The 21,328-nt window shown below is 41.1% G+C and carries 24 protein-coding genes; all 24 read right to left on the bottom strand.

The window, feature by feature from the left end; translation table 11 throughout:
* Positions 1 to 9: 9 nt before the first annotated feature.
* The gene (gene rpsB, locus ACW6PM_RS03385; protein ID WP_308668538.1) at positions 10 to 744 is read right to left on the bottom strand and encodes a 30S ribosomal protein S2; all 735 of its coding nucleotides are present in this window, start codon (positions 742 to 744) and stop codon (positions 10 to 12) included.
* Between the two features lie 160 nt (positions 745 to 904).
* A complete protein-coding gene (locus ACW6PM_RS03380) occupies positions 905 to 1,471 on the bottom strand; it encodes a hypothetical protein (RefSeq protein WP_308668537.1) in 567 nt (188 codons plus the stop codon).
* A 1-nt stretch (position 1,472) separates the two neighbouring features.
* Entirely contained in the window at positions 1,473 to 2,297 is an 825-nt protein-coding gene (locus tag ACW6PM_RS03375; protein WP_456056225.1) for a DUF6115 domain-containing protein, read from the bottom strand.
* 16 nt (positions 2,298 to 2,313) lie between these two features.
* Positions 2,314 to 3,081 carry a FliA/WhiG family RNA polymerase sigma factor gene (locus ACW6PM_RS03370; protein WP_308668535.1) on the bottom strand — a complete coding sequence of 256 codons (768 nt, stop codon included), beginning with the start codon at positions 3,079 to 3,081 and terminating at the stop codon, positions 2,314 to 2,316.
* Between the two features lie 34 nt (positions 3,082 to 3,115).
* On the bottom strand, positions 3,116 to 3,394 hold the full coding sequence (locus tag ACW6PM_RS03365; RefSeq protein WP_456056224.1) for a hypothetical protein: 279 nt from the start codon (positions 3,392 to 3,394) through the stop codon (positions 3,116 to 3,118).
* A gap of 1 nt (position 3,395) precedes the next feature.
* On the bottom strand, positions 3,396 to 3,881 hold the full coding sequence (locus ACW6PM_RS03360; RefSeq protein WP_308650661.1) for a chemotaxis protein CheD: 486 nt from the start codon (positions 3,879 to 3,881) through the stop codon (positions 3,396 to 3,398).
* A 10-nt stretch (positions 3,882 to 3,891) separates the two neighbouring features.
* Positions 3,892 to 4,512, bottom strand: coding sequence for a chemotaxis protein CheC (locus tag ACW6PM_RS03355; protein ID WP_308650660.1), 621 nt, complete (start codon positions 4,510 to 4,512; stop codon positions 3,892 to 3,894).
* Positions 4,513 to 4,582: 70 nt separating this feature from the next.
* Positions 4,583 to 5,053, bottom strand: a complete 471-nt coding sequence (locus ACW6PM_RS03350) for a chemotaxis protein CheW (RefSeq protein WP_308650659.1) — start codon at positions 5,051 to 5,053, stop codon at positions 4,583 to 4,585.
* 14 nt (positions 5,054 to 5,067) lie between these two features.
* Positions 5,068 to 7,188, bottom strand: coding sequence for a chemotaxis protein CheW (locus ACW6PM_RS03345; RefSeq protein ID WP_456056223.1), 2,121 nt, complete (start codon positions 7,186 to 7,188; stop codon positions 5,068 to 5,070).
* A 1-nt stretch (position 7,189) separates the two neighbouring features.
* Positions 7,190 to 8,251: a protein-glutamate methylesterase/protein-glutamine glutaminase gene (locus tag ACW6PM_RS03340; RefSeq protein WP_456056222.1), complete on the bottom strand. Its 1,062-nt coding sequence runs from the start codon at positions 8,249 to 8,251 to the stop codon at positions 7,190 to 7,192.
* Positions 8,252 to 8,255: 4 nt separating this feature from the next.
* On the bottom strand, positions 8,256 to 8,990 hold the full coding sequence (locus ACW6PM_RS03335; RefSeq protein ID WP_308650656.1) for a flagellar brake protein: 735 nt from the start codon (positions 8,988 to 8,990) through the stop codon (positions 8,256 to 8,258).
* Positions 8,991 to 9,010: 20 nt separating this feature from the next.
* Entirely contained in the window at positions 9,011 to 9,889 is an 879-nt protein-coding gene (locus ACW6PM_RS03330) for a MinD/ParA family protein (RefSeq protein WP_308650655.1), read from the bottom strand.
* Positions 9,889 to 11,133, bottom strand: a complete 1,245-nt coding sequence (gene flhF, locus ACW6PM_RS03325; RefSeq protein ID WP_456056221.1) for a flagellar biosynthesis protein FlhF — start codon at positions 11,131 to 11,133, stop codon at positions 9,889 to 9,891. The genes ACW6PM_RS03330 and flhF overlap by 1 nt, the downstream gene beginning before the upstream one ends.
* Complete coding sequence (gene flhA, locus ACW6PM_RS03320; RefSeq protein ID WP_308650653.1) at positions 11,134 to 13,176, bottom strand: flagellar biosynthesis protein FlhA; 2,043 nt, start codon at positions 13,174 to 13,176, stop codon at positions 11,134 to 11,136.
* Between the two features lie 87 nt (positions 13,177 to 13,263).
* Complete coding sequence (gene flhB / locus ACW6PM_RS03315) at positions 13,264 to 14,412, bottom strand: flagellar biosynthesis protein FlhB (protein WP_456056304.1); 1,149 nt, start codon at positions 14,410 to 14,412, stop codon at positions 13,264 to 13,266.
* Positions 14,399 to 15,178 carry a flagellar biosynthetic protein FliR gene (gene fliR, locus ACW6PM_RS03310; RefSeq protein WP_456056220.1) on the bottom strand — a complete coding sequence of 260 codons (780 nt, stop codon included), beginning with the start codon at positions 15,176 to 15,178 and terminating at the stop codon, positions 14,399 to 14,401. Before fliR ends, flhB begins: the two co-directional genes overlap by 14 nt.
* 8 nt (positions 15,179 to 15,186) lie before the next feature.
* Positions 15,187 to 15,465, bottom strand: a complete 279-nt coding sequence (gene fliQ, locus ACW6PM_RS03305; RefSeq protein WP_117714142.1) for a flagellar biosynthesis protein FliQ — start codon at positions 15,463 to 15,465, stop codon at positions 15,187 to 15,189.
* An 11-nt stretch (positions 15,466 to 15,476) separates the two neighbouring features.
* Positions 15,477 to 16,376 carry a flagellar type III secretion system pore protein FliP gene (gene fliP, locus ACW6PM_RS03300; RefSeq protein ID WP_308650650.1) on the bottom strand — a complete coding sequence of 300 codons (900 nt, stop codon included), beginning with the start codon at positions 16,374 to 16,376 and terminating at the stop codon, positions 15,477 to 15,479.
* Positions 16,369 to 16,755, bottom strand: coding sequence for a flagellar biosynthetic protein FliO (locus ACW6PM_RS03295; RefSeq protein ID WP_308650649.1), 387 nt, complete (start codon positions 16,753 to 16,755; stop codon positions 16,369 to 16,371). Before ACW6PM_RS03295 ends, fliP begins: the two co-directional genes overlap by 8 nt.
* Before the next feature lie 41 nt (positions 16,756 to 16,796).
* A complete protein-coding gene (gene fliY, locus ACW6PM_RS03290; protein WP_456056219.1) occupies positions 16,797 to 18,011 on the bottom strand; it encodes a flagellar motor switch phosphatase FliY in 1,215 nt (404 codons plus the stop codon).
* Positions 18,012 to 18,014: 3 nt separating this feature from the next.
* On the bottom strand, positions 18,015 to 18,995 hold the full coding sequence (gene fliM / locus ACW6PM_RS03285; RefSeq protein ID WP_308668527.1) for a flagellar motor switch protein FliM: 981 nt from the start codon (positions 18,993 to 18,995) through the stop codon (positions 18,015 to 18,017).
* 78 nt (positions 18,996 to 19,073) lie between these two features.
* Complete coding sequence (locus ACW6PM_RS03280; RefSeq protein WP_308650646.1) at positions 19,074 to 19,595, bottom strand: flagellar basal body-associated FliL family protein; 522 nt, start codon at positions 19,593 to 19,595, stop codon at positions 19,074 to 19,076.
* A 17-nt stretch (positions 19,596 to 19,612) separates the two neighbouring features.
* Positions 19,613 to 20,440: a flagellar motor protein MotB gene (locus ACW6PM_RS03275; protein ID WP_308668525.1), complete on the bottom strand. Its 828-nt coding sequence runs from the start codon at positions 20,438 to 20,440 to the stop codon at positions 19,613 to 19,615.
* Positions 20,440 to 21,231 carry a motility protein A gene (locus ACW6PM_RS03270; RefSeq protein ID WP_456056218.1) on the bottom strand — a complete coding sequence of 264 codons (792 nt, stop codon included), beginning with the start codon at positions 21,229 to 21,231 and terminating at the stop codon, positions 20,440 to 20,442. Before ACW6PM_RS03270 ends, ACW6PM_RS03275 begins: the two co-directional genes overlap by 1 nt.
* Positions 21,232 to 21,328 lie beyond the last annotated feature (97 nt).

Genomic DNA, 21,328 nt, shown 5'->3' with positions numbered 1-21,328 from the left:
TAATCTGTTTTATTCCTCAACTGTCTCTTCAGAAGCTTCCTCAGCAGTAACCTCTTCCTCAGCTCCCTGCTTTGCCTCGATAACAGCATCTGCCATCTTAGATACGATTAATTTAACGGCTCTGATAGCATCATCATTTCCAGGGATAACATAATCTAACTCGTCAGGATCACAGTTTGTATCAGCGATACCGATAAGAGTGATTCCAAGTGCCTGAGCCTCTTTAATACAGATACGCTCCTTCTTAGGATCTACTACGAAGATTGCATCAGGGATTCTCTTCATATCCTTGATTCCGCCAAGGTTCTTCTCAAGCTTATCCCACTCCTTCTTGAGTGCGATAACTTCCTTCTTAGGAAGAACATCGAATGTGCCATCCTCTGCCATTGTCTCGATAGCTTTAAGTCTTGCAATACGGCTCTCGATTGTGCGGAAGTTTGTAAGCATTCCACCTAACCATCTCTCGTTTACATAGTACATACCGCAACGCTCTGCCTCAGTCTTGATAGCATCCTGAGCCTGCTTCTTTGTACCTACGAAAAGGATTGTACCACCCTGAGCAGCGATATCAGATACTGCATCATATGCCTCATCAACCTTTCCTACAGACTTCTGTAAGTCGATGATGTAGATACCATTACGCTCTGTGTAGATGTAAGGAGCCATTTTAGGGTTCCATCTTCTTGTCTGATGTCCGAAATGAACACCTGCCTCGAGTAACTGTTTCATTGAAATTACGCTCATTTTATTTACCTCCGTTTGGTTATTAATCTTCCGTGTGTTTCCAATTAGATCAGCCACCGGTAAGCGTTATCCGGCACCGGCGATCATCCGCACACGTGCTTTATAGTATTTAAGCCTTTGGAATTATAACATACCAAAGGCTTATATGCAAGTAAAAAATTTATTTCTGTGTCAGAATTGTGATTATGTCATCATATGATGCCCCCTGCGGGATTGAATGATCACCATCTGCTATAAAATGATCAGCTCCCTTTTGTCCCATATAAATGCGAAATTGTTCAGCATCATCCACAAGCCCTAAAGCTTTAAGCTTTTCCGCAATGGTACGGCAGGTGTCCTGCCTTGTTACCGTAATGGTGTATGTTGTAGTGGCAGTATCCTGTGGTGCTACAGTCTCAGGCTGTGCATCTGCCGCCGGAACTACAGCTTCCTGCTGTGTGTCCTCCTGCGTGGTCTGGCTGTCCTGCATCTGACTGTCCTGTTCAGCTTCGGATTTTTTGGAAGAATCGTCGGAATTTGCGGCAGATGAGTCTGTTTTTTCACTATTATATTCGTCTGCAACTGTCCCGGAAGACTTCTTTGCTTCAACCATACCAAGTGTTTTGGCTTTTTCTATTATTTCTGTATCAGACATGGACTGCTTATTGCCGTGAAAACCAATCGTCATGATTATTACCGCAAAAATAATACCAAGACCAAGTCCTCGCAAATAGTATTTTAATCTCACTTTATTTGCCCTCTTTATATAAATCTATTATAAGCTTTACTTCTCCGGTACCAAGAGACAAAAGCTTCGCTATCTCTACATTGCTCTTGCCGGCCTTATAAAGCTTAAGGATTTCATGTGTGTGGTTTATTATATCAGCGTTTGCATTGCTGCCTGCAGGTGTACCCAAAGCAGCATCAGAGGCTTCGACCGATATAGAGGCTGCGGCAGCCGGTGCAACTGTTGCTTTTGTCTCTGACACACGGACAGCTTCGGCAGGCTGGGTTCTTTTGACACCGGAAATATCTATACCTGTCGTCTGCTTCATGGCAGGCTTTGTATCCTGCTGCATTGCGCCGGGCTTAGGCTCTGCAGGCTTTTGTACGGCTACAGCCGGTTTTTCAGCCTGCTTGACAGAGTCAGCAGAAAGAGGCTCAAAGGAGCTTCTAAGTCTTGATGATGCTTTTTCAATATCCCCTGAAAGCTGTGTAAGCTCATCATGCTTGTCATTTAGCATACTGTATAAAAACATTATTTCATTGTGAGCCTTATTTATCGAATCAAGCACTGTATCGGAATATTCATTTATCGCCATTATTTTGGAATTTGCTTCCTTTTCAAGACTTCGCTTTGTCTCATCCTGTTTTTGTGTTATTTCCTCGTCCAAGGCATCACTTAAGTCCTTTTTGGCTGCAGTCACTTCTTTTTCAGTTATTATTTTTAGTTCCTCAGCACTCATATCTGCTATTTTGTCTAAATCCTTATGTGAAAGCTTGTCATTTACCATAAAGCTTCCTATAAGAAAAACAACACCTATGATGATGAGAGTTATTTCTAATGTTGTCATATAAACCTCTGCACTCTTATGCGTTTGTAAGTATATTCATATAAGGACCCATGACCTTACGCATTTTAATCAGTCCCTTTGTGTGAAGCTGTGATACTCTTGATTCTGAAACCTCGAGGATATTGCTTATTTCTTTGAGGGTAAGATCCTCATAATAGTATAATTCAATAACCCTTCGCTCCTTCTCGGTCAGATTGTCAAGCGACTTAACAAGCATTGTTTTCAGCTCTTCCTGTGTAATAATATCCTCAGGCTGTGCATAATGTGAATTGTGTACAGCATCCACGACAGGCTCAGGTCCTGCCTCTTCAAATTCGTCGAGAGATACTATATTTGTTACTTTAAGCTGTGACTGCCAGCTGCAAAGCTCATCCTCTGAGATAGAAAGCTCCTTTGCCAGATCGGTATCATTTGCTGTTTTGCCTGTACGCAGCTCTATGTTCTTTATTGCCTCGTCTATTTTTCTTTGTCTTTGTCTGACTGTTCTTGGAATCCAGTCCATTTTCCTGATCTGATCAAGTATGGATCCGCGGATTCTCAGACTTGCATATGTCTCAAATTTGACATTTTTTTCAAGATTAAACTTGTCTATGGCATCAATGAGGCCAAATATCCCATAGCTTACCAGGTCATCATACTCCACATTATGCCCCAGATACATACTGAGGCGTCCTGCCACAAGCCTGACCAGCTGTGCATATTCTATTATGAGCTGTTCCCGTAGCTTAGGAGTGGGATTTTTTTGATATTCCTCCCACAGCTTTTCCTTTTCTATAGCTTTCATTATGCCCCCTGTTTATCAGTTTATTATTCTGCAGCTAGCCGTTTTGCTTATCATCGTCATTATCGCTATCCAAGGCTATTGAATCATCCGGCTGTGCTTCATCCGCCTCTGCTTTACTTTGTCTGTCTTCCATCGCCTTAAAAGCACAGCTTAAAACAGCTTTAAGTATTGCTCCGATTATATAGAATACCACAAGCACAGCTAAAAGTCTTGTGGTAAAGCTCATCAGATCAGCCTTCTGCTGCAGGGATATAATACTGCATATGAAGCCTGCTAAAAGCATAACAAGAGATGGTAATAAATTATTCTTCATGTTAAATCACCTTTTGCTCTTTTCCGACTGCTTTGATGATATAGTCACCGGTTTCACAGTCAAGTATAACAGTTCTTCCGTAATTGAGACCGGTATCCTGTGCCTTAAGAGGAATTTTAAGCTCCGAAAGCACATGCTTTGCCATATCTGTATTGCGATCCCCCACATTCCCGATTGTAGAATTGCCTGACATTTCGAACATCTTAGCTCCACCGGCAATCTTTGCAACCATACGTCTGGGATTTGCCCCATTGCTTATCATTTGATTATAAAGCTCCCTGATTCCCGTATCACCAAACTTGGCTATATTTGTATTATTTCTGAGTTTGGTGCTGTCAGGCAGCATATAGTGTACAAGCCCGCCGATTTTTGAAACCGGATCATAAAGTGTAAGTCCTATGCATGAACCAAGTCCAAGTGTGGTCAGAGAATCAGGGGCTTTGGCAACCTTAAGGTCTGCCATTGATACTTTAATAGTACTTGCCATATAGATTCTCCTAAATACTAATTCCTAAAGCCGATAAAATATTATCATATGAATCCGGATCAGGCATAAGGATAAAGTATCCGTTCATCATTATATCATCACCAAACTCCGTTTCTATAAAAAGTGCATTGTCACCGTATTGTCCAAACTGAATTGCCGGCACACTTAATATGGAAGCCGCCATATCTACGGCAATATACGGAACAGAAGGCAGAATCGTAAGATTTGTCATAGTTGAAAGCGCTGACAAATATGCGCCTGCTATTATGTTTCCTATCTCCTTCATGGCAGATAGATCCATCTCGTCAAACGGCTCATTATAGTCCTGCGGTCTGCCCATCAGCTTGTTTACCAGAAAGTGTGCTGCAGGAAGCTTCATGAGAAACATCATACTGCCTGAGATATCGTTGGTAACCTCAAGAAATATACCAACTATTGTCTCTTCCTCCGGACATATGGCATCTCCCAGCTTTGTCGCATCCATTAACAGAACTCTCGGAACCTCCATTTTCATGGTAGTGCCAAGCATGCCGGCAATCGCTGTTGTGGCATTGCCGGCACCTATATTTCCGATTTCCTTAAGGACATCCATATACATCGAATTAACATTATCTAAAGAAAATTCACTCATCGTATTCACCCTTTTATTTATTAAAACTTATATAGTGAGGCTTTCACACCTCACTATACACTGCTTCAAATCAGTTGTTGTCCTTATCTGTGACGATTGAGCCTATTTCAAACAGAGAAATCAGTTCATCTCCGTTTTTACCTATACCGTTTATAAACAGCTCCTTCCCTGTAGATGAAGCATCAATATTAGGCTTGTCTATTTCGTCAACCACAAGTGTGACAACTTCACAAACCTCATCGACAATCAGACCTATCTCGCCCTTTTCCTCGAGCTTTAGGATAATTATTCTGGTTGATGATGTATATACATCATCGTCCAGTCCCATTTTTATACGGGCACTCATTACCGGAACGATATCTCCGCGCAGATTTATGATACCCTTAAAGTACTTCTGTGCCTTTGGCACTCTTGTAATCTTTTGCATTCTGACTATATTATCAACATAGCCTATATCAATTCCGAATTTTTCTTCGCCTATTTTAACTGAAATATATTGCTTTGTTTCTTTTTCCTGTATATCAAATTCATTGTCTGGCATGTACTTCCCCTCCATTACATAAGTGTATTTACATCAAGTATCAAAGCTACATCACCATCTCCAAGTATTGTCGCTCCGCTGATAAGCTTGTTGCCGTTTATGTATTTTCCTAAAGACTTGATTACAATCTCCTGCTGTCCGATCAGATTGTCAACCACAAGACCTGCCTGCTGATCTCCCTTTTGGACAATTACTACAGTAAGATGATCCGGCTCCTGCTCCTTTGGCTCAATGTCAAGCATCTTGTCGAGGCGGATGATCGGAATAACGCTTCCACGCAGGTGGATAACCTCCTTGGCCTGTACATATTTGATATCCTTTACAGGAATATCCTCTATATTTGAGATAGAACCAAGTGCGATGGCATATATTTCATCACGGATTTCGACCATGAGAGCCTGAATGATTGCAAGTGTAAGAGGAAGACGTACAGTAAATGTAGTACCCTTACCAAGCTCGGTTGAAACCGATACATCACCACCCAGCTGTTCAATGCCGGATTTAACAACATCAAGACCAACTCCTCGTCCGGAGATATCGGTAATCTGCTTTGCCATTGAAAAGCTTGGCATGAAAAGAAAGTTGATGATATCCTTCTGAGATAGATTTTCAGCCTGTTCAGCTGTCACTATGCCACGCTCTATAGCCTTGGCCTTTACGGCTTCGGTATTGATTCCGTTTCCATCGTCACCAACCTTTATGACTACGTTGTTGCCCTCCTGGTATGCATTCAGGAAAATAGTACCTACCTCAGGCTTTCCGCGCTCAAGTCTGACCTCATTGCTTTCAAGTCCATGGTCAGCACTGTTTCTAAGCAGATGCTGCAGAGGATCTCCAATCTGATCAACAACTGTACGGTCCAGCTCGGTATCTTCACCGGTTATGACAAGATTCATCTTCTTATTCAGAGTACGGGAAAGATCTCTTATCATTCTAGGATATTTCTGTGTAACACTTTCAATAGGAACCATTCGTACCTTCATGACAGATTCATGAAGATTGGTTGTGATTCTTTCCAGATACTCAATCTGTTCATGGAATGACTGGTTATTATTGTTTTCTCCATCAGATGAGCTCATGGCTACAAGAGAGTTCTTTGCAATAATAAGCTCAGATACCTGATTCATAAGCATATCAAGCTTTTCGATATCTACTCTGACAGTTCTGCTTGTAGTAGCTTTTTTGTGAGAAACTGCCTGCTTTTGAGAGTCATTTGATGTCTTTGGCTTTGCAGTCTCGGTCTTTGCTGCCGGAGCCTTTTCCTCTTTCTTTTCCTCAGAAGCCTTTTGTGTCTCTTCAGAAGCCTGTGCTGTCTGCTCAGCTTCACCCTCTATGTGAAACTCAGTGATTTCTTTTCCGAAAACCTTATCTATCTCAGATACGTTTGAGGCTGCATGCTCTAATTTATCAAAGGACTCGCCGGATGCAACATAAAAGCTGAACGATAAATCAAATTTCTCGTCCTCAATATCCTGTGAGCTTGGTCTGTAAACCACAATCTGTCCCAGCTCCTCAACTGCCCTGAAAACAAGAAAAGCCCTTGCAGCCTTGAGCAGACAGTCGCTTGCTACTGTAACTGTCATGCCGTATATTTTAAGCCCTGCTGAAATTGCCTCGTCAATTAGATTTTTCTCGTTATTTGTCAGTTCGATTGTATCAAGTACGTTTGGAGAAGCATCTGATGAAGCCTGTGCTTTTGCTTCAGTCACTGTTTCCTGAGCCTCAGCCTGTTTGCTTACAGGCTGTCCGTTTGCTTTTGCAATAAAATCGTTGAGCTCCTTTATGATAACCTCATTGTCATCAGTACCCTCATCAGATGTAGATTTGATATTCTCGACGTAGCTGTCTATAGCGTCAAGACACTTAAAGAGCAGATCAATCATTGAGCTGTCCACTTTTATTTTATCGCTTCTGACCTCCTGAAATACGTTTTCCATATCATGGGTAAGGTGCTGCATGCGCTTAAAGCCCATTGTACCTGCCATACCCTTTAAGGAGTGAGCCGCACGGAAAATCTCATTTATAGTGTCTTTGTTTTCCGGCTCCTGCTCAAGAGTCATGATACAGTCAGATAAAGTCTGAATATGCTCTGAACTTTCATCAATAAAAATTTCTAGATACTGGCTAACATCCATTTTATTTTACCCCCACATTTTTTGTGATAGCTTTGGCAACATCTGATAATGTAACGACTTCATCAACCACACCTGCCTCATAGATAGCTCTTGGCATGCCATACACCACACTTGATTTCTCGTCCTGTGCAATGACATAGATAGGCTTTGATTTGCCAAGTGAGAGAATGCCGTTCGTGCCGTCTGCACCCATACCTGTAAGTACAACACAAACAACCTCATCATAATTAGAGGATGTTAGTGAATCGAACATGATATTGGCACAAGGCTTTAGTCCTCCGATAGGTGGCATATCGTTAAATGATATAACGTGTGAAGCACCTGATTTCTTTACAGCTATATGTGTACCGCCCGGAGCTATATACACTACTCCGTTTTTAAGCACCTCACCGTTTGAAGCCTCCTTCACCTGAACCTGACTTAGCTCATTAAGGCGCTCAGCCATGCTCTTTGTAAAACCGGCAGGCATGTGCTGTACTAAAACAACCGGTGCCGAAAGATTGGCCGGAAGAAACGGTATCACACTCTGCAGTGCCTTTGGACCACCTGTAGATGATGCAATTGCAACGATTTTATTGCTGCCTGTTGCTTTGTGTTTGTTTACAATAGTACCGGCTTTCTTTTCAACAGCTGTGACATTGCGTGAAGCACTATGGACAGTTGCGGTTCTTATGGCAGCTTGTACAACCTTTAGTAAAGTTTCCTTAAACTGATTTCCCTTTGCCTCTATGATATTGTTTGGTTTTGTGACGAAATCAAAGGCACCAAGCTCTAACGATTTGATGGCTTCATCTGCACCCTTGACGGTCAGAGTGCTAACCACCACTACAGGTGTTTTTATGCTCTCCTTCTGCAGATGTGAAAGCAGCTCGAGTCCATTCATCCTCGGCATATTTATGTCAAGAATAACAGCATCGTACTTTTGTGTACGGAGCTTTTCAAGCGCTTCAAGCCCATCCTTACATGTATCAGTTGCCTGTAATTTATTGTCTGAATTGATTATATCACACTCAACCCTTCTCAGGAGTGCAGAATCATCAACTATTAAAATGTTAGACTTCATATTATTACTCCATTTCCCTTCTTCGTATGCGTCGTTCTTCCTCAAACACAAATCTGACTATTTTCTCCCGTTCTGCCATGCGGTCAAAAATAAACTTTGAGCGTGCAAAATATCTGTCTGTATGGTCCAAAGCAGGAGTACAGCTTATCACCTTACAGACGATATTGAATTGCTGTGTGCTTTCTTCAAGTGCTAAAGAAAACTGTGCCATGAAATATGCCCCCTCCTCCAAAGGTGTGCGCAGAGAAAATCTGATGCCACCGCCGCTTATATCAAGGATAACAGACTTGACGGTCTGCATATTTTTGCTGTTTATTGCATGATTCTTATACATGCTTTTACAAAACTCAGACTCACTCTCAGCTTTATCGTCATATCTGACCTCATAAAAGCTCATGTCTATAGTACATGGAAGCCTGAAAAACTGACGCCTTTGAATCTTTTCCAGATTGTTTGTGAGCTCTATGGCAAGAAAATACATATTTCCTTTACGATAACGCTGTCTGACTATAGCAGCGCTTTTTAGTATGGTTTTGTTTTGGGTATATACTATAAAATCAAATTGCATGCCCAGCTGAAATAAAACCACTCTGCCGTTGTCAACAGGCATGGTTATCTCCCACCTGCTGTCTGTCAGATTGTCAGAAAAGCTGCTCTTATATGATGTGCTGTTATCGGATAAACCGGATGCAAGGATATCAATTTTGTCACCCGGAAAAATCAAACTTGTATAGTCCATATGTCTTCCTCTTAAATTAACTATTGCTTTCTGTTAAAAAAATTTGAAAAAATATGTGAGATTGTTCTTTTCTCTTCCAAAGCAGCGGACTCATTATCCAAAAGTCTTTTTGCAATTTCTTCAAATGACCGTGCAGCCTTTGAAGTTGGATCATAAATTGAAAGTATCTTCTGCTGCCTGACAGCCTTTTCAACCATTGTATCAGACGGCACATATCCCAGATACTCGAGGCTTCCGTTTAAGAATTGCATAACAACGGAATTAATCTTGTTGAACACTATACTGCCATCCTCTTTTGACGCAGCCCTGTTGGATATAACACGTATACATGCTTTTGACGGATCAAAATCAGGCCGCTTATACAGTGCTTTAAGCAATGAATATGAATCAGTGATGGAGGTCGGTTCAGGGGTTGTAACCAGCACAATTTCGTTACTGGCCGCAACAAATTCCATGACCTGCTCAGATACTCCTGCGCCGGTATCGATTATTATAAAATCGTACATGCTGTTTAACTCATTTATTGCAGAGACAATGAAATGAATCTGTTCGTGGTTTAGGTTATTAAGTCCTACAACACTTGAGCCGGCTGAGATAAAATCAATGCCCAAAGGTCCGTTTGATATGATGCTCTTTATCGTTTGATTTTCATATATCACATCAGCAAGAGTGTACTTAGGAATGACTCCAAACATCACCTCGACATTGGCGAGGCCGAAATCAGCATCAAAAATAATCACTCTCTTGCCGAGTCTGCTGAGCCAGACTGCCAGATTAACAGAGGTATTGGACTTGCCTACGCCACCCTTGCCACTTGTAATGGTAATAACACGGGCCGGTTCTATGTAATTTTGATTACGCTGCTTAATGACATTTCTAAGCTGCTGTGCCTGGTCCATTATTGTCTGCCTCCCAGTAATTGTTTGACAATCTTTTGTGTATCAAATACCTCAATATCATCCGGAACGTTTTGTCCATTGGTCACGTATGATATACCGGCATCTGAGTATAGCTTTATATTTAAAAGATTGCCGTAAGATGAGGTTTCATCAAGCTTTGTAAATATCAGCTTGTAATCGTCAATATCCTTATATGAATCGATTATAGATATAAGATCCCTGTACTTGGTTGTTGCACTTAAAACGAGATATACAGATTTCTCGTATTCAGGTGAAAGACCTGCAAGAAGCGCTCTCATATCACTTCGCTGTGTCTCGTTCTTATGGGAAAAGCCGGCTGTATCAACGAAAATCACATCTGCCTGCTCATATTCAGCCACTGCACTATTTAACTCTGCGGCAGTGTAAATGACAGACATAGGTGTATCCAGAATATTTGCAAATGTGCGCAGCTGATCTGTTGCGGCTATCCTGTATGTATCTGCTGTGATAAATGCAATGTTTTTATTATAATTCACCTTGAATTTTGAAGCAATTTTAGCAATTGTGGTTGTCTTTCCGACACCTGTCGGTCCGACAAAGAAAACAACTCTTGGTTTTTTACCGTTTACCTTTATAGTGTCAGGCTGCCCGAATCTTAAAATGAGCTTCTGGTATACATTTGACAGAATCACATCAAGACTGTTGCCGGGACGTAAGAATTTCTCAATTTCATCCAGAATCTGATTGATATATTTCTCATCCACCTCATTATCGAGCAGTGTCTTGTATAAAATGCGCACAAATTTAAGCTCCTGTGCACTCTGAGGCTTTGATGTTTCATTTTTTTGAGGCTTATCAAATGTGCTTTCCATCATTTTGGCAATGGAATCAAGCTCCTTTATTTCCTTTTCAATATCGCCGGTCTGCTCAGCCGTCTTCGGAACTGCCGGTGCAGGGGAAGGCTTTAAGGTCTCAGGTGCAGGTTTTGCAGCGAATGAAGGCATCTTTATCTCTTCATCTGCCTTGTAATCAATTTTACCGGGAAGTGTAGTCCTTGCAAGCTGCGAGGCCGTTATTGTCTGTGTCTGTTTTTTTTCATCCATAGCCGCAGTCACCTCATAGGTTGAGCTTTTGAATATACCAAATAATCCCTTTGGCTTAATCTCCTTGATATTCATAATCACGGCATTTGCCCCAAAGGCCTGCTTTGCACATTCAATCGCTTCTTCTTTTGTTTTTCCAGTGAATTTGTTAATAGTCATTTATGCAGTCACCATTCCTACCGACTGAAGCTCTACATTTGATTCCACCTCATTGTAGGACAATACAATGAGATCCTTGAAATAGTCCTCAGTCATTTTCTTAAAGTACATTCTAACAATTGGGGATGTAATAATAATAGCACTCTTTCCCAAACTTTCCAACTTACCAATTTCAGTTTCGACAGATTTTATGATAGCCTTTATCCTGTCTGGATCAAGGGAAAGGTAAGAGCCCTGCTCTGTCTGTTTGACAGATGACATAATTTCCTGCTCCACAGAAGGGTCAAGTGTGACGACACTTGTGGTTTCATTTGCAGGAAAATACTTGCTTGATATGGCTCTCTTTAAGCCCTGACGCACATATTCGGTAAGTACATCCGTATCTCTGGTGGTTTGTGCATGATCTGCAAGTGTCTCAAAAATTGTAAGCAGATCCCTGATAGAAATCCCCTCGCCCAAAAGATTCTGAAGCACCTTCTGAATCTCACCAAGACCAAGAAGCTTCGGTATAAGCTCGTCCACAATGACAGGGTTTGACTCCTTGAGATTGTTGACCAGATTCTGTACATCCTGTCTGGTGAGAAGCTCTGCAATATGAGATCTGATAACCTCAGTCAGATGCGTTGCTATGATGGATGGCGGGTCAACAACCGTATATCCAAGACTCTCAGCACGCTCTCTCTGACTTTCCGTAATCCATATGGCCGGAAGATGGAATGAAGGCTCAAAGGTAGGAATACCTGTTATCTCCTCCTCCACATAGCCCGGATTCATAGCCATGTAGTGATCAAACAGTATCTCACCCTCTGTCACCTGTATGCCCTTTATCTTGATGATATACTGATTAGGATTAAGCTGTATATTATCCCTTAATCGTATGATAGGTACGACAGTTCCAAGCTCTAAAGCAATCTGTCGTCTTATCATTACAACTCGGTCAAGCAGATCTCCGCCCTGATTCACATCGGCAAGAGGTATGATACCATAGCCGAACTCAAGCTCAATAGGATCAACCTGCAGCAGTGAAACGACATTTTCGGGCTTTCGTATTTCCTCGGCATCACTTTCAGCCTGTGCTGTTTCATCCTCAATGCTTTCAACACCGGCCTTTTTATCCAGATTTTTAGCTGTTACAAAGAAAGCAACTGCAAGTCCTATGAAAAGCCACCACTCATTGCGAAGCGGTGTGAGCACGCCTAAAACCACAAGCACAATTGATACAATATAAAGCACCTTGGCTGTGCCAAAGAGCTGACCTAAAAGCTCACCGGAAAAATCATTTTCATTGGAGCCCTTTGTAACAAGAATACCGGTTGAAAGTGAAATAAGTAACGACGGTATCTGTGATACAAGTCCGTCTCCGATTGTGAGCAGACCAAACTTTTGTATGGCCTCATTTGCATCAAGTCCCTGAAACATAACGCCCATGACGGTACCGCCAACCAGATTGATAAGAGTAATGATAATACCTGCTGTTGCATCTCCCTTTACGTACTTTGTAGCACCATCCATAGCTCCGTAGAAGCTTGATTCCTTCTGGATTTTATCACGGCGGGCCTTTGCCTCCTTGTCAGTGATGGCACCGGTGTTTAAGTCAGCATCGATTGCCATCTGTTTACCGGGCATCGCATCGAGCGTGAATCGCGCAGTTACCTCAGCAACACGCTCAGATCCCTTGTTGATAACAACAAACTGGATGATAATAAGCACTATAAAAACGATTGCACCGATGACTAAATTACCGCCACCGACGAACTGACCGAACACATTTACAACAACACCCGGATTTCCGGTTGATAAAATAAGTCTGGTAGATGAGACATTAAGTGAAATCCTGAATATGGTCGTAAAAAGTAAGAGTGTCGGGAAAAATGACATATCAAGCACTTCTTTTACAAACAGCACCTTAAAAAGTATTATGAGTGCTATTGAGAGGTTGAATGCAAGCATAATATCTAAAAGGAATGAGGGAATAGGTATGATAAAAAATAAAACAGCACATAACAGATATACTCCAACACCTAAATCTGTCTTTTTTAACATATTCTATTCCTCCTTTCCGTTAAATCACGGACTGCATATATAAATAAAGTCCGTATTTATCTTTTAGTTTTATAATAATATATTGGATTAATTATTTTCCCTGTAAATCATAGCAAGTATTTCCGCAACCGACTGGTAAAGCTCAGGCGGTATCTCAGCTCCAAGATCCACATTATGAAAAAGCATTCGTGCAAGAGGTTTATTCTCGACTATACGTATATTATTATCTCTTGCTATTTCCTTTATTTTCTGTGCCACATAATCCTGGCCCTTTGCAACAACGACAGGAGCCTCATTTTTTTGTGCATCGTATTTTACGGCAACAGCAAAGTGGGTAGGGTTGGTGATGACAACATCAGCCCTTGGCACATCCTGCATCATCCTTCGCTGTGAAGCCTCCTGCATACGTTTACGCTGCTGACCCTTTATAACAGGATCTCCCTCTGTGTTTTTAAACTCATCCTTGACCTCCTGCTTGGTCATCTTCATATCCTCATTAAACTTGTGCTTATTGTAAGCAAAGTCAGCAATACCGACAATCAGATAGACTATGCTGATCTTAAGTCCGGTATTTATGATGATATCACCAATCAATACTATTGCCTGTTTGAGCGGAAGCTCATAGAGTATAAATATATCATTCTGATGCGATTTAATCGATGAATAAGCCACATACATAATGATTCCAACTTTAAGTACAGACTTAAGAAGCTCGAAAATGGAGTCCTTAGACAGTATTCTCTTAAATCCGTTTATAGGATTAAACTTGCTAAGCTTTGGAGCCATCGGCTTAGTGGATATTTTAAATCCGACCTGAATGATACTCACAAGTATCGTGATTGCAACTCCAAAAACAAAAAACGGCAGCACAGTTAATAAAAACTGAAGTATCACATTGTTTAAATAATGTGATACCGAAACAGATGAAATCTGCTCCTGAGCCTCCTTTAAAAAATCAGGCATTTTCTTATATACAACAGAAAACAATCCAATCAGGTTGCCACCTACAAAGGATATAAATATCTTTAATACTAAAAACAGAACTATAAGATCAAAGGCAGCTGTAAGCTCCTTGCTTTTTGCAACCTTGCCCTCTTCTCTGGCATCCTTTAACTTCTTTTCGGTTGCCGGCTCTGTTTTTTCGCCACCTTCACCATCCTGTGCAAACCATTGCAGATTGTAGCGCATCACTGTATGCAATTTGGAAAATTTATCTAAGCTGTCAGTACATTCCATCAATTATTGAAACCACCATAGTCTTAATTTCTGTAATAATAAAATTGGCAATGCTCGGAATTAGATATACTATCAAAAATAATACAATAAATCCGACTACAATTTTTAACTGGATACCTACAGAGAACATATTCATCTGAGGCGCGACCTTTGCCATGATGCCAAGTATACAGTTCATTATCATCATGCACGCAAAGACCGGAAGAAATATCCTGAAGCCAATTACAAACATATCACCCATATACTTAATAATTGTGGAGAGCATATTGTCAAACTGAAACTGTGCTCCTCCAAGCGGTACAACTGAAAAAGAGTCACAAACTGCCCTTATAAGATACGTATGCATATCAGAAACAAGAAGCAGGACAAGAACTACGTAATAATAAAAGTTACCTGTAACAGTTGTCTCTGAATTCATAGATGGATTAAATTCTGTAGCCATGGACAGACCGATATCCATATCAATCAGATTTCCCGCAAAAATAACAATGGAATTACATATATTGGCTGCAAAACCTATGAGCAGTCCTGTAATTCCTTCTTTTACGACCAGTACAGCAAAACCTACTGCACTGACATAGGAAAGCTGTGGTCTTTCTATGATATTGTACATAAACAAAGCAACAAAGGCGGATAAGCCGGTCTTGACACGTGCCGGAACCGCATTATCTCCAAAAAACGGAGCTATGTACACAAACGATGCAATACGCACCAGAATCAGCAAAAAATATTCAAAATTCGCAATAGAAAAAGAATAATTAATCATATATCATCCTATCCCATGCTTATATAATAACTGAATTTGGACCACAAATCAGTCATGAAGCCGGACATAGTGTCGAGCATCCATGAGCCACAGAGCATCATTACAAGAAAAATTGCAATAATCTTAGGCACAAAGGTAAGTGTCTGCTCCTGAATTGACGTAACTGTCTGAAATATACTGACTATAAGTCCGACAATCAGTGAAACAAGCAAAAGCGGAGCCGATGTAATGATTGTAGTGTAAATTGCCTCTCTGGCAATATCTAAAACAGCTTCCTGGGTAATCATATGTACACCTCCTAGTAAAACGTCTTGACCAGATTACCAATAACCAGATCCCAGCCATCCGCCAGGATAAACAAAAGAACCTTGAACGGCATCGAGATGGTAGTCGGCGGAAGCATCATCATACCCATTGACATGAGCACTGATGAAACAACCATATCTATTACAATAAATGGAATATATATTAAAAAGCCCAATATAAAGGCTGTTCTAAGCTCACTAAGTATAAAGGCAGGAACAAGTGTTGTAAAAGGTACATCATCATAGTCATCGTACTCTTCTCCTGAGATATCCACAAACAGCTTTATATCCTTGGTCTGTGTCTGTCCATACATAAACTCCCTGAATGGACCCTCAGCCTCCTTTATAGCCTCCTGCTGTGTGATTTTACCCTCATCAAGGGGCTTTATAGCCTTTTCGTTAATCTGTGAAAATGTTGGCCACATAATAAAAAGTGTCAAAAACAAGGCAAGTCCGATAAGCACCTGATTAGGCGGCGCTGTCTGGGTACCGATAGCTGTTCTGACAAAATGCAGTACGATTATAATTCTTGTAAAAGAAGTCAGCATGATGAGAATAGAAGGTGCTAAAGACAATACCGTAAGCACCAAAAACATCCTGACCGGTGTGGACAGAGAGCCTGATTCATTGTTGTAATATATGTTCAGACCGTTTGTGCTGTCAGAGGTGGCATCGGCTAAATCCTTGTCGCCACTGTCAAGACTTTTAACGTCATCTAAATCCTTTGTCACATCATTTGTGCTGATATCACCGGATGCTGTGCCTGTCTGACTGGCATTTACACTGTCAGGATAAAATATGCATAATGAAATTGTTACCGTAAGTACTGCAATTGCAAAAATAAATGACGCTTTGCAATATACAGCCTTGAATTTCTTCATGAATTTATTCATGTCTGCTCCTGTTACTGTACTTTTCTTTCAATTTATCCATAATCGCAGAAAAGGATTCCGTATTCTGAGTCGTGTTTTGAGGATCCTTAAATGATAAATCCTTTAATTCATCCTCCTTAAGCTCAGTCAGAAAATTCACTTCATCCTTTCCGATTGAAACAACGATATATTTGGTGCCGGCTTCGACAATACTTATCATCTTATTGTTTCCGACACTTATTGTTTCAATAATTTTAAGATTCCTGTTAAAGCTTCGCCCCTTCTGGATGCCTGCCATCCATCTGGTGGTAAAATACGTCAGGATAAGCACAAAAACAAAAATTATTAAAACTGTGATAAGCTGGACAAAGCTGTCCAGTGATGTTGCTGCTAATATCATTTTAATTCCTCTGTATTGTATTGGTTAAATATCAGCCGACACTATTTTGTTTTTCCGGTGTTTATCTTTGAATTGACTATCTCAGTGATTCGCACACCAAAGCTTTCCTCAATTACGACAACCTCACCCTTAGCTACATATTTGCCATTGACAAGAATGTCTATAGGCTCTCCCGCGAGCTTGTTAAGCTCTATAATCTTGCCCGGGCCAAAATCAAGTATCTCGGAAATAGACTTTTTGGTGCGGCCAAGCTCAACAGTCACCTCAAGCGGGACATCCATGATTAAATCAATGTTTTCCGGCTGGTAAACCTGATTTGGCATGGCTCCAAAAGGGGTGAATTGAGCAGTCTGTACATTTACCTGATTGCCCATCATATTCTGTGCCCCCATATTCTGGTTCATCATTCCCTGATTCATCATGTTCTGACTATTCATATTCGGATTCATCATATTTTCGTTTATCATGCTCTGATTGTTTGCGGAAGCATTATTCATGCTGCCACCATCCTGTGGCTGTTGTATAGGCGCAGCCTGTGTGGCGGTGTTTGAACTTTGAGGAACATCCTCTGTCACACTTTGTGTATCAAGCTCCATATTCTGAGATACCCCCTTACACATATCCTTTACAAATGTCGGCGGGTAAAGCTGCATTATTTCACTGTCTACAAGATCTCCAATCTCCATACGGAAGGAAATCTTTACAAACTCTTCAGACAGGAAGCTGTCAATTTCGCCCTCGTTTAAGGTATTTTTCAAATCAACTACCTCTGCAATAGGCGGGCTGATATCGATAGTGCGATTGAGCATAGATGAAAGAGATGTAGCGGAAGAACCCATCATCTGGTTCATAGCCTCACTTATAGCACTGAGATGTAATTCTCCGATTTCACCATTTATATTTGTTCCATCCCCACCCATCATAAGGTCTGTTATAATCTTAACATCCTTTTCTTTCAGGACGAGGATATTGCTTCCGTTCAAGCCCTGTGTGTATCCGATTTTTATAAATACGCACGGCTTTTCGTACTCGTCAACAATTTTGTCCCAATTTGAAAATGAAACTACAGGTGTAGAAATCTCTACTCTTCTATTTACAAGTGAAAACAGTGTGGTTGCAGCTGTTCCCATACTGATATTGGCAATTTCTCCAATCGCGTCCTTTTCGGATTCCGTCAATATCTCATCGCTCGAATCCGCAGCATCGTTATTGTTTAACAATGCATTTATTTCCTCCTGCGATAAAACTCCATCCATGATTTATTGCTCCTCTCTGACTACTGATGTAATTCTTACCGCATATTTCTCACCGGAAGAACCAGGTAGTGCAGTAAACTTTTTGATATTTCCTACATAGATATCCAACTCATCATCCACACTGGTGTCAAGCCTTATTACATCCCCCGGCACAAGTGTAGAAAAATCCTTTACTGATATAAGACTCTTGCCAAGTACCGCCTTGACCGGAATCTGCGATTTTTGAATAAGGCTTTCTATGGCATTTCTATAGTTGGTTTCATCATGATTTTGTATGTTAGAATACCAGTATCTGGTATTCAGCTTATCTATAACAGACTCAAGAGTGATATAAGGCAGACATATATTCATCAAGCCCTCAACATCACCAATCTTTATATTCATAGTGATAATAGCTATCATCTCGCTTGGAGATATAATCTGTGCATACTGGGAATTGGTCTCAATCCGCTCTAAATGAGGACTTATATCAAGCACATTCTGCCACGGCTCATTGAGCAGATTGATGCATATAACCAAAATACGCTCAATAATCAAAAGCTCAATCTCTGAAAACTCTCTCGTCTTATCGAGAGAATCTCCCCTTCCGCCCAGCATGCGGTCTACAATAGCATATCCAAGGCCGGAAGCCATTTCAATTATTATGTTTCCCTGCAATGGTGCGAAATTGACAATGCCAAGTAGCACCGGATTTGAAAGTGCATTTGTGAATTCAGAATATGTAACCGCCTCCGAGTTCATCACCTCTACCTGCACTGATTTTCGCAGATAAACGGGAAGGTTCGTTGTAAGAAGTCTTCCATAATGCTCAAATATTATTTCAAGGGTCCTTAGATGTTCCTTTGAAAACTTAGATGGGCGGGCGAAATCATAGTCTTTGACCGTCTGTTCACTATTTTCTTTTATTTCATCTACATCAAGCTCGCCGCTGCTTAGGGCATTGAGCAGATTGTCTATCTCACTCTGAGATAAAACATCACCCATCTGTTAATCACCACCTGTATCCAAATTATTAAATATCTGCCTGTTTTAATACCGGCATAAGTATTTGTAAAGAAATCATCACTGGGTAAGTGAAGATACAATGTTTACATCTACTATATAGTCTGCTCCGAATTTCTTCTGGAGAGTTTTGAGAATCTTATCATGAACAGCACTCTTATCGGTGTTGTACTGTTCCATTGTATAATCGCCTATTATGTCTGTAATGTCTGCTAAGATAACATTTTTCTTGGTGGACAGATCCTCGCCGTAGGTCTTATATCCATCACTCTTTTTGTTGAGTGAAAGTGATATGCCACAAACCAGATAATGAGTATTGCCATCCTCAGATGGGGCAAAATTGAAGGTAAGTGTATCACCATCGGCTGTAAGTGCATAATCAACAATCTGATCCTGTGGCAGCTGTGAACCACTTGTGGCAGCGCCACTGTTTAAATCCAGTGATATAGCCTGACACACCTGATCTATCAGGTTATTTGCTTTTTTTGTCTCAGGTATTATTGTAAATATAAGCAGTGCTGTAAGCACAAGGTTTGCAAAGCAAAGTGCTAAAATCAGTACTGAAATTAAATTCTTTTTCATATGCATTCCTTTCCGGATTAATTGGTATTGAACTCTGAATTGTAAGAATTATACACCTTAATCTCTACACGTCTGTTCCTTGCTCTTCCCTCAGGAGTGGAGTTATCCGCAACCGGATCATAGTCTCCTCTGCCGGACGACTTTATATGGGCAGGATTTAAGCTTGTGTTGTCCCTTATATAATTTGCAACGCTCAGTGCTCTGTACATAGAAAGCACATCATTGCTCTCATACTTGGAGCGTGATGAAACCGGAACATTGTCAGTATGTCCTTCAATCTCTATCAGATTATCCTGATATGTAGCTAAAATAGATGAAATCTTGTTCACTACAGGATATGCCTCTTCCATTACATCAGACTTACCCGATTCAAACAATAGGGCACCATTCAAGCTCAGCTGCACGTACTGTGCATTGAAATCAACCTCAACAGCATCCTGTAAGCTTGTGTTTTCAAGCTGTTTTTCTATCTGCTCCGACATTTTCTCAGATTCAGAAAGCTCCATCTGCTCATACTGCTCTTTTGCGTTCTTGTCATCACCCTCTGTGGTGCTTTCGGTGTTTGACTTGGAATTGGCCAGATCGTTATAATACTTGTCCAAAAACTCAAGCTGGCTGACTCCTGCTCCCACAAGCCTGCCATCACCTATAGATGAACTGCCTCCCGGCAAAACGCTCACACTGCTTGTCAGTGACGCAATGACGAGCTGGAATTTCTCAGCATCAACAGTTGACATAGAGAATAAGAGCACGAAAAAGCATAAAAGCAGGTTCATAAGATCCGAGAAGGTCGACTGCCAGGCCGGCGCTCCCTTTGGCGGATCCTCAGGTCTCCTTTTCGCCACTATTCCTCACCTCCGCCTTCTGGTGAGAGAGCCTCTCTCTTGTCAGGTGAAAGGAAGGACTTGAGCTTTTCCTCAATAACTCGTGGGTTTTCACCCGCCTGAATGGAAAGCAGACCTTCTATGATAAGAGTCTTGAGAGTGAGCTCAAGCTCGTTGTTAGCCTTCAGCTTGTTTGCAAATGGGGCACACAGCCAGTTGGCAATAAGTGAACCGTAGAATGTAGTAACAAGGGCAACAGCCATGTTCGGGCCTATTGTTGAAGAATCCTCGAGGTTTTTAAGCATATTGATAAGACCGATAAGCGTACCTATCATACCCCACGCAGGTCCCTGCTCTCCCCAGAATTCCCAGAAAGAAATTGTTTTCTTATGACGATCCTCCATGCTCAGCATATCTGTTTCAAGAATGCCTCTTACAAGCTCTGCATCCGTACCGTCAACTACAAGCATAATGCCCTTCTTTAGGAATTCATCGTCTATGCTGCCGGCAGCCTCCTCGAGTGCTAAAAGGCCCTCCTTACGGCTGACGTTTGACAGCTCAATTATTTTATTTATTGTCTCTCCCGGGTCTATGCTCTTTTCCTTAAAGGGAAGTGCAAATGACTTGATTCCGGCTATAAAGCCCGAAAGCTTATTAGAGCAAAGCACAGCCGAGAGTGAACCACCTATCGTGATAATTGCCGAGGGCGCATCAAGAAAGTTTAATAATGCTGGTACCCCACCATTTTGAATGATACCGAACAAAACCATTCCGATACCAAGAATTACTCCTAAAAGAGATGCTATATCCACTTATACACACCTTCCATAAATAAATATTTGTCGAATGACCTTAGTTATAATTTTACTAAATTTTAGTGTAAATGTCTATGTAAAAATAATATTTTTG

Source organism: Agathobacter sp., assembly GCF_977054825.1.
Note: the sequence above shows the minus strand (reverse complement) of the source record. Positions and strands in the feature narration are given on the sequence as shown.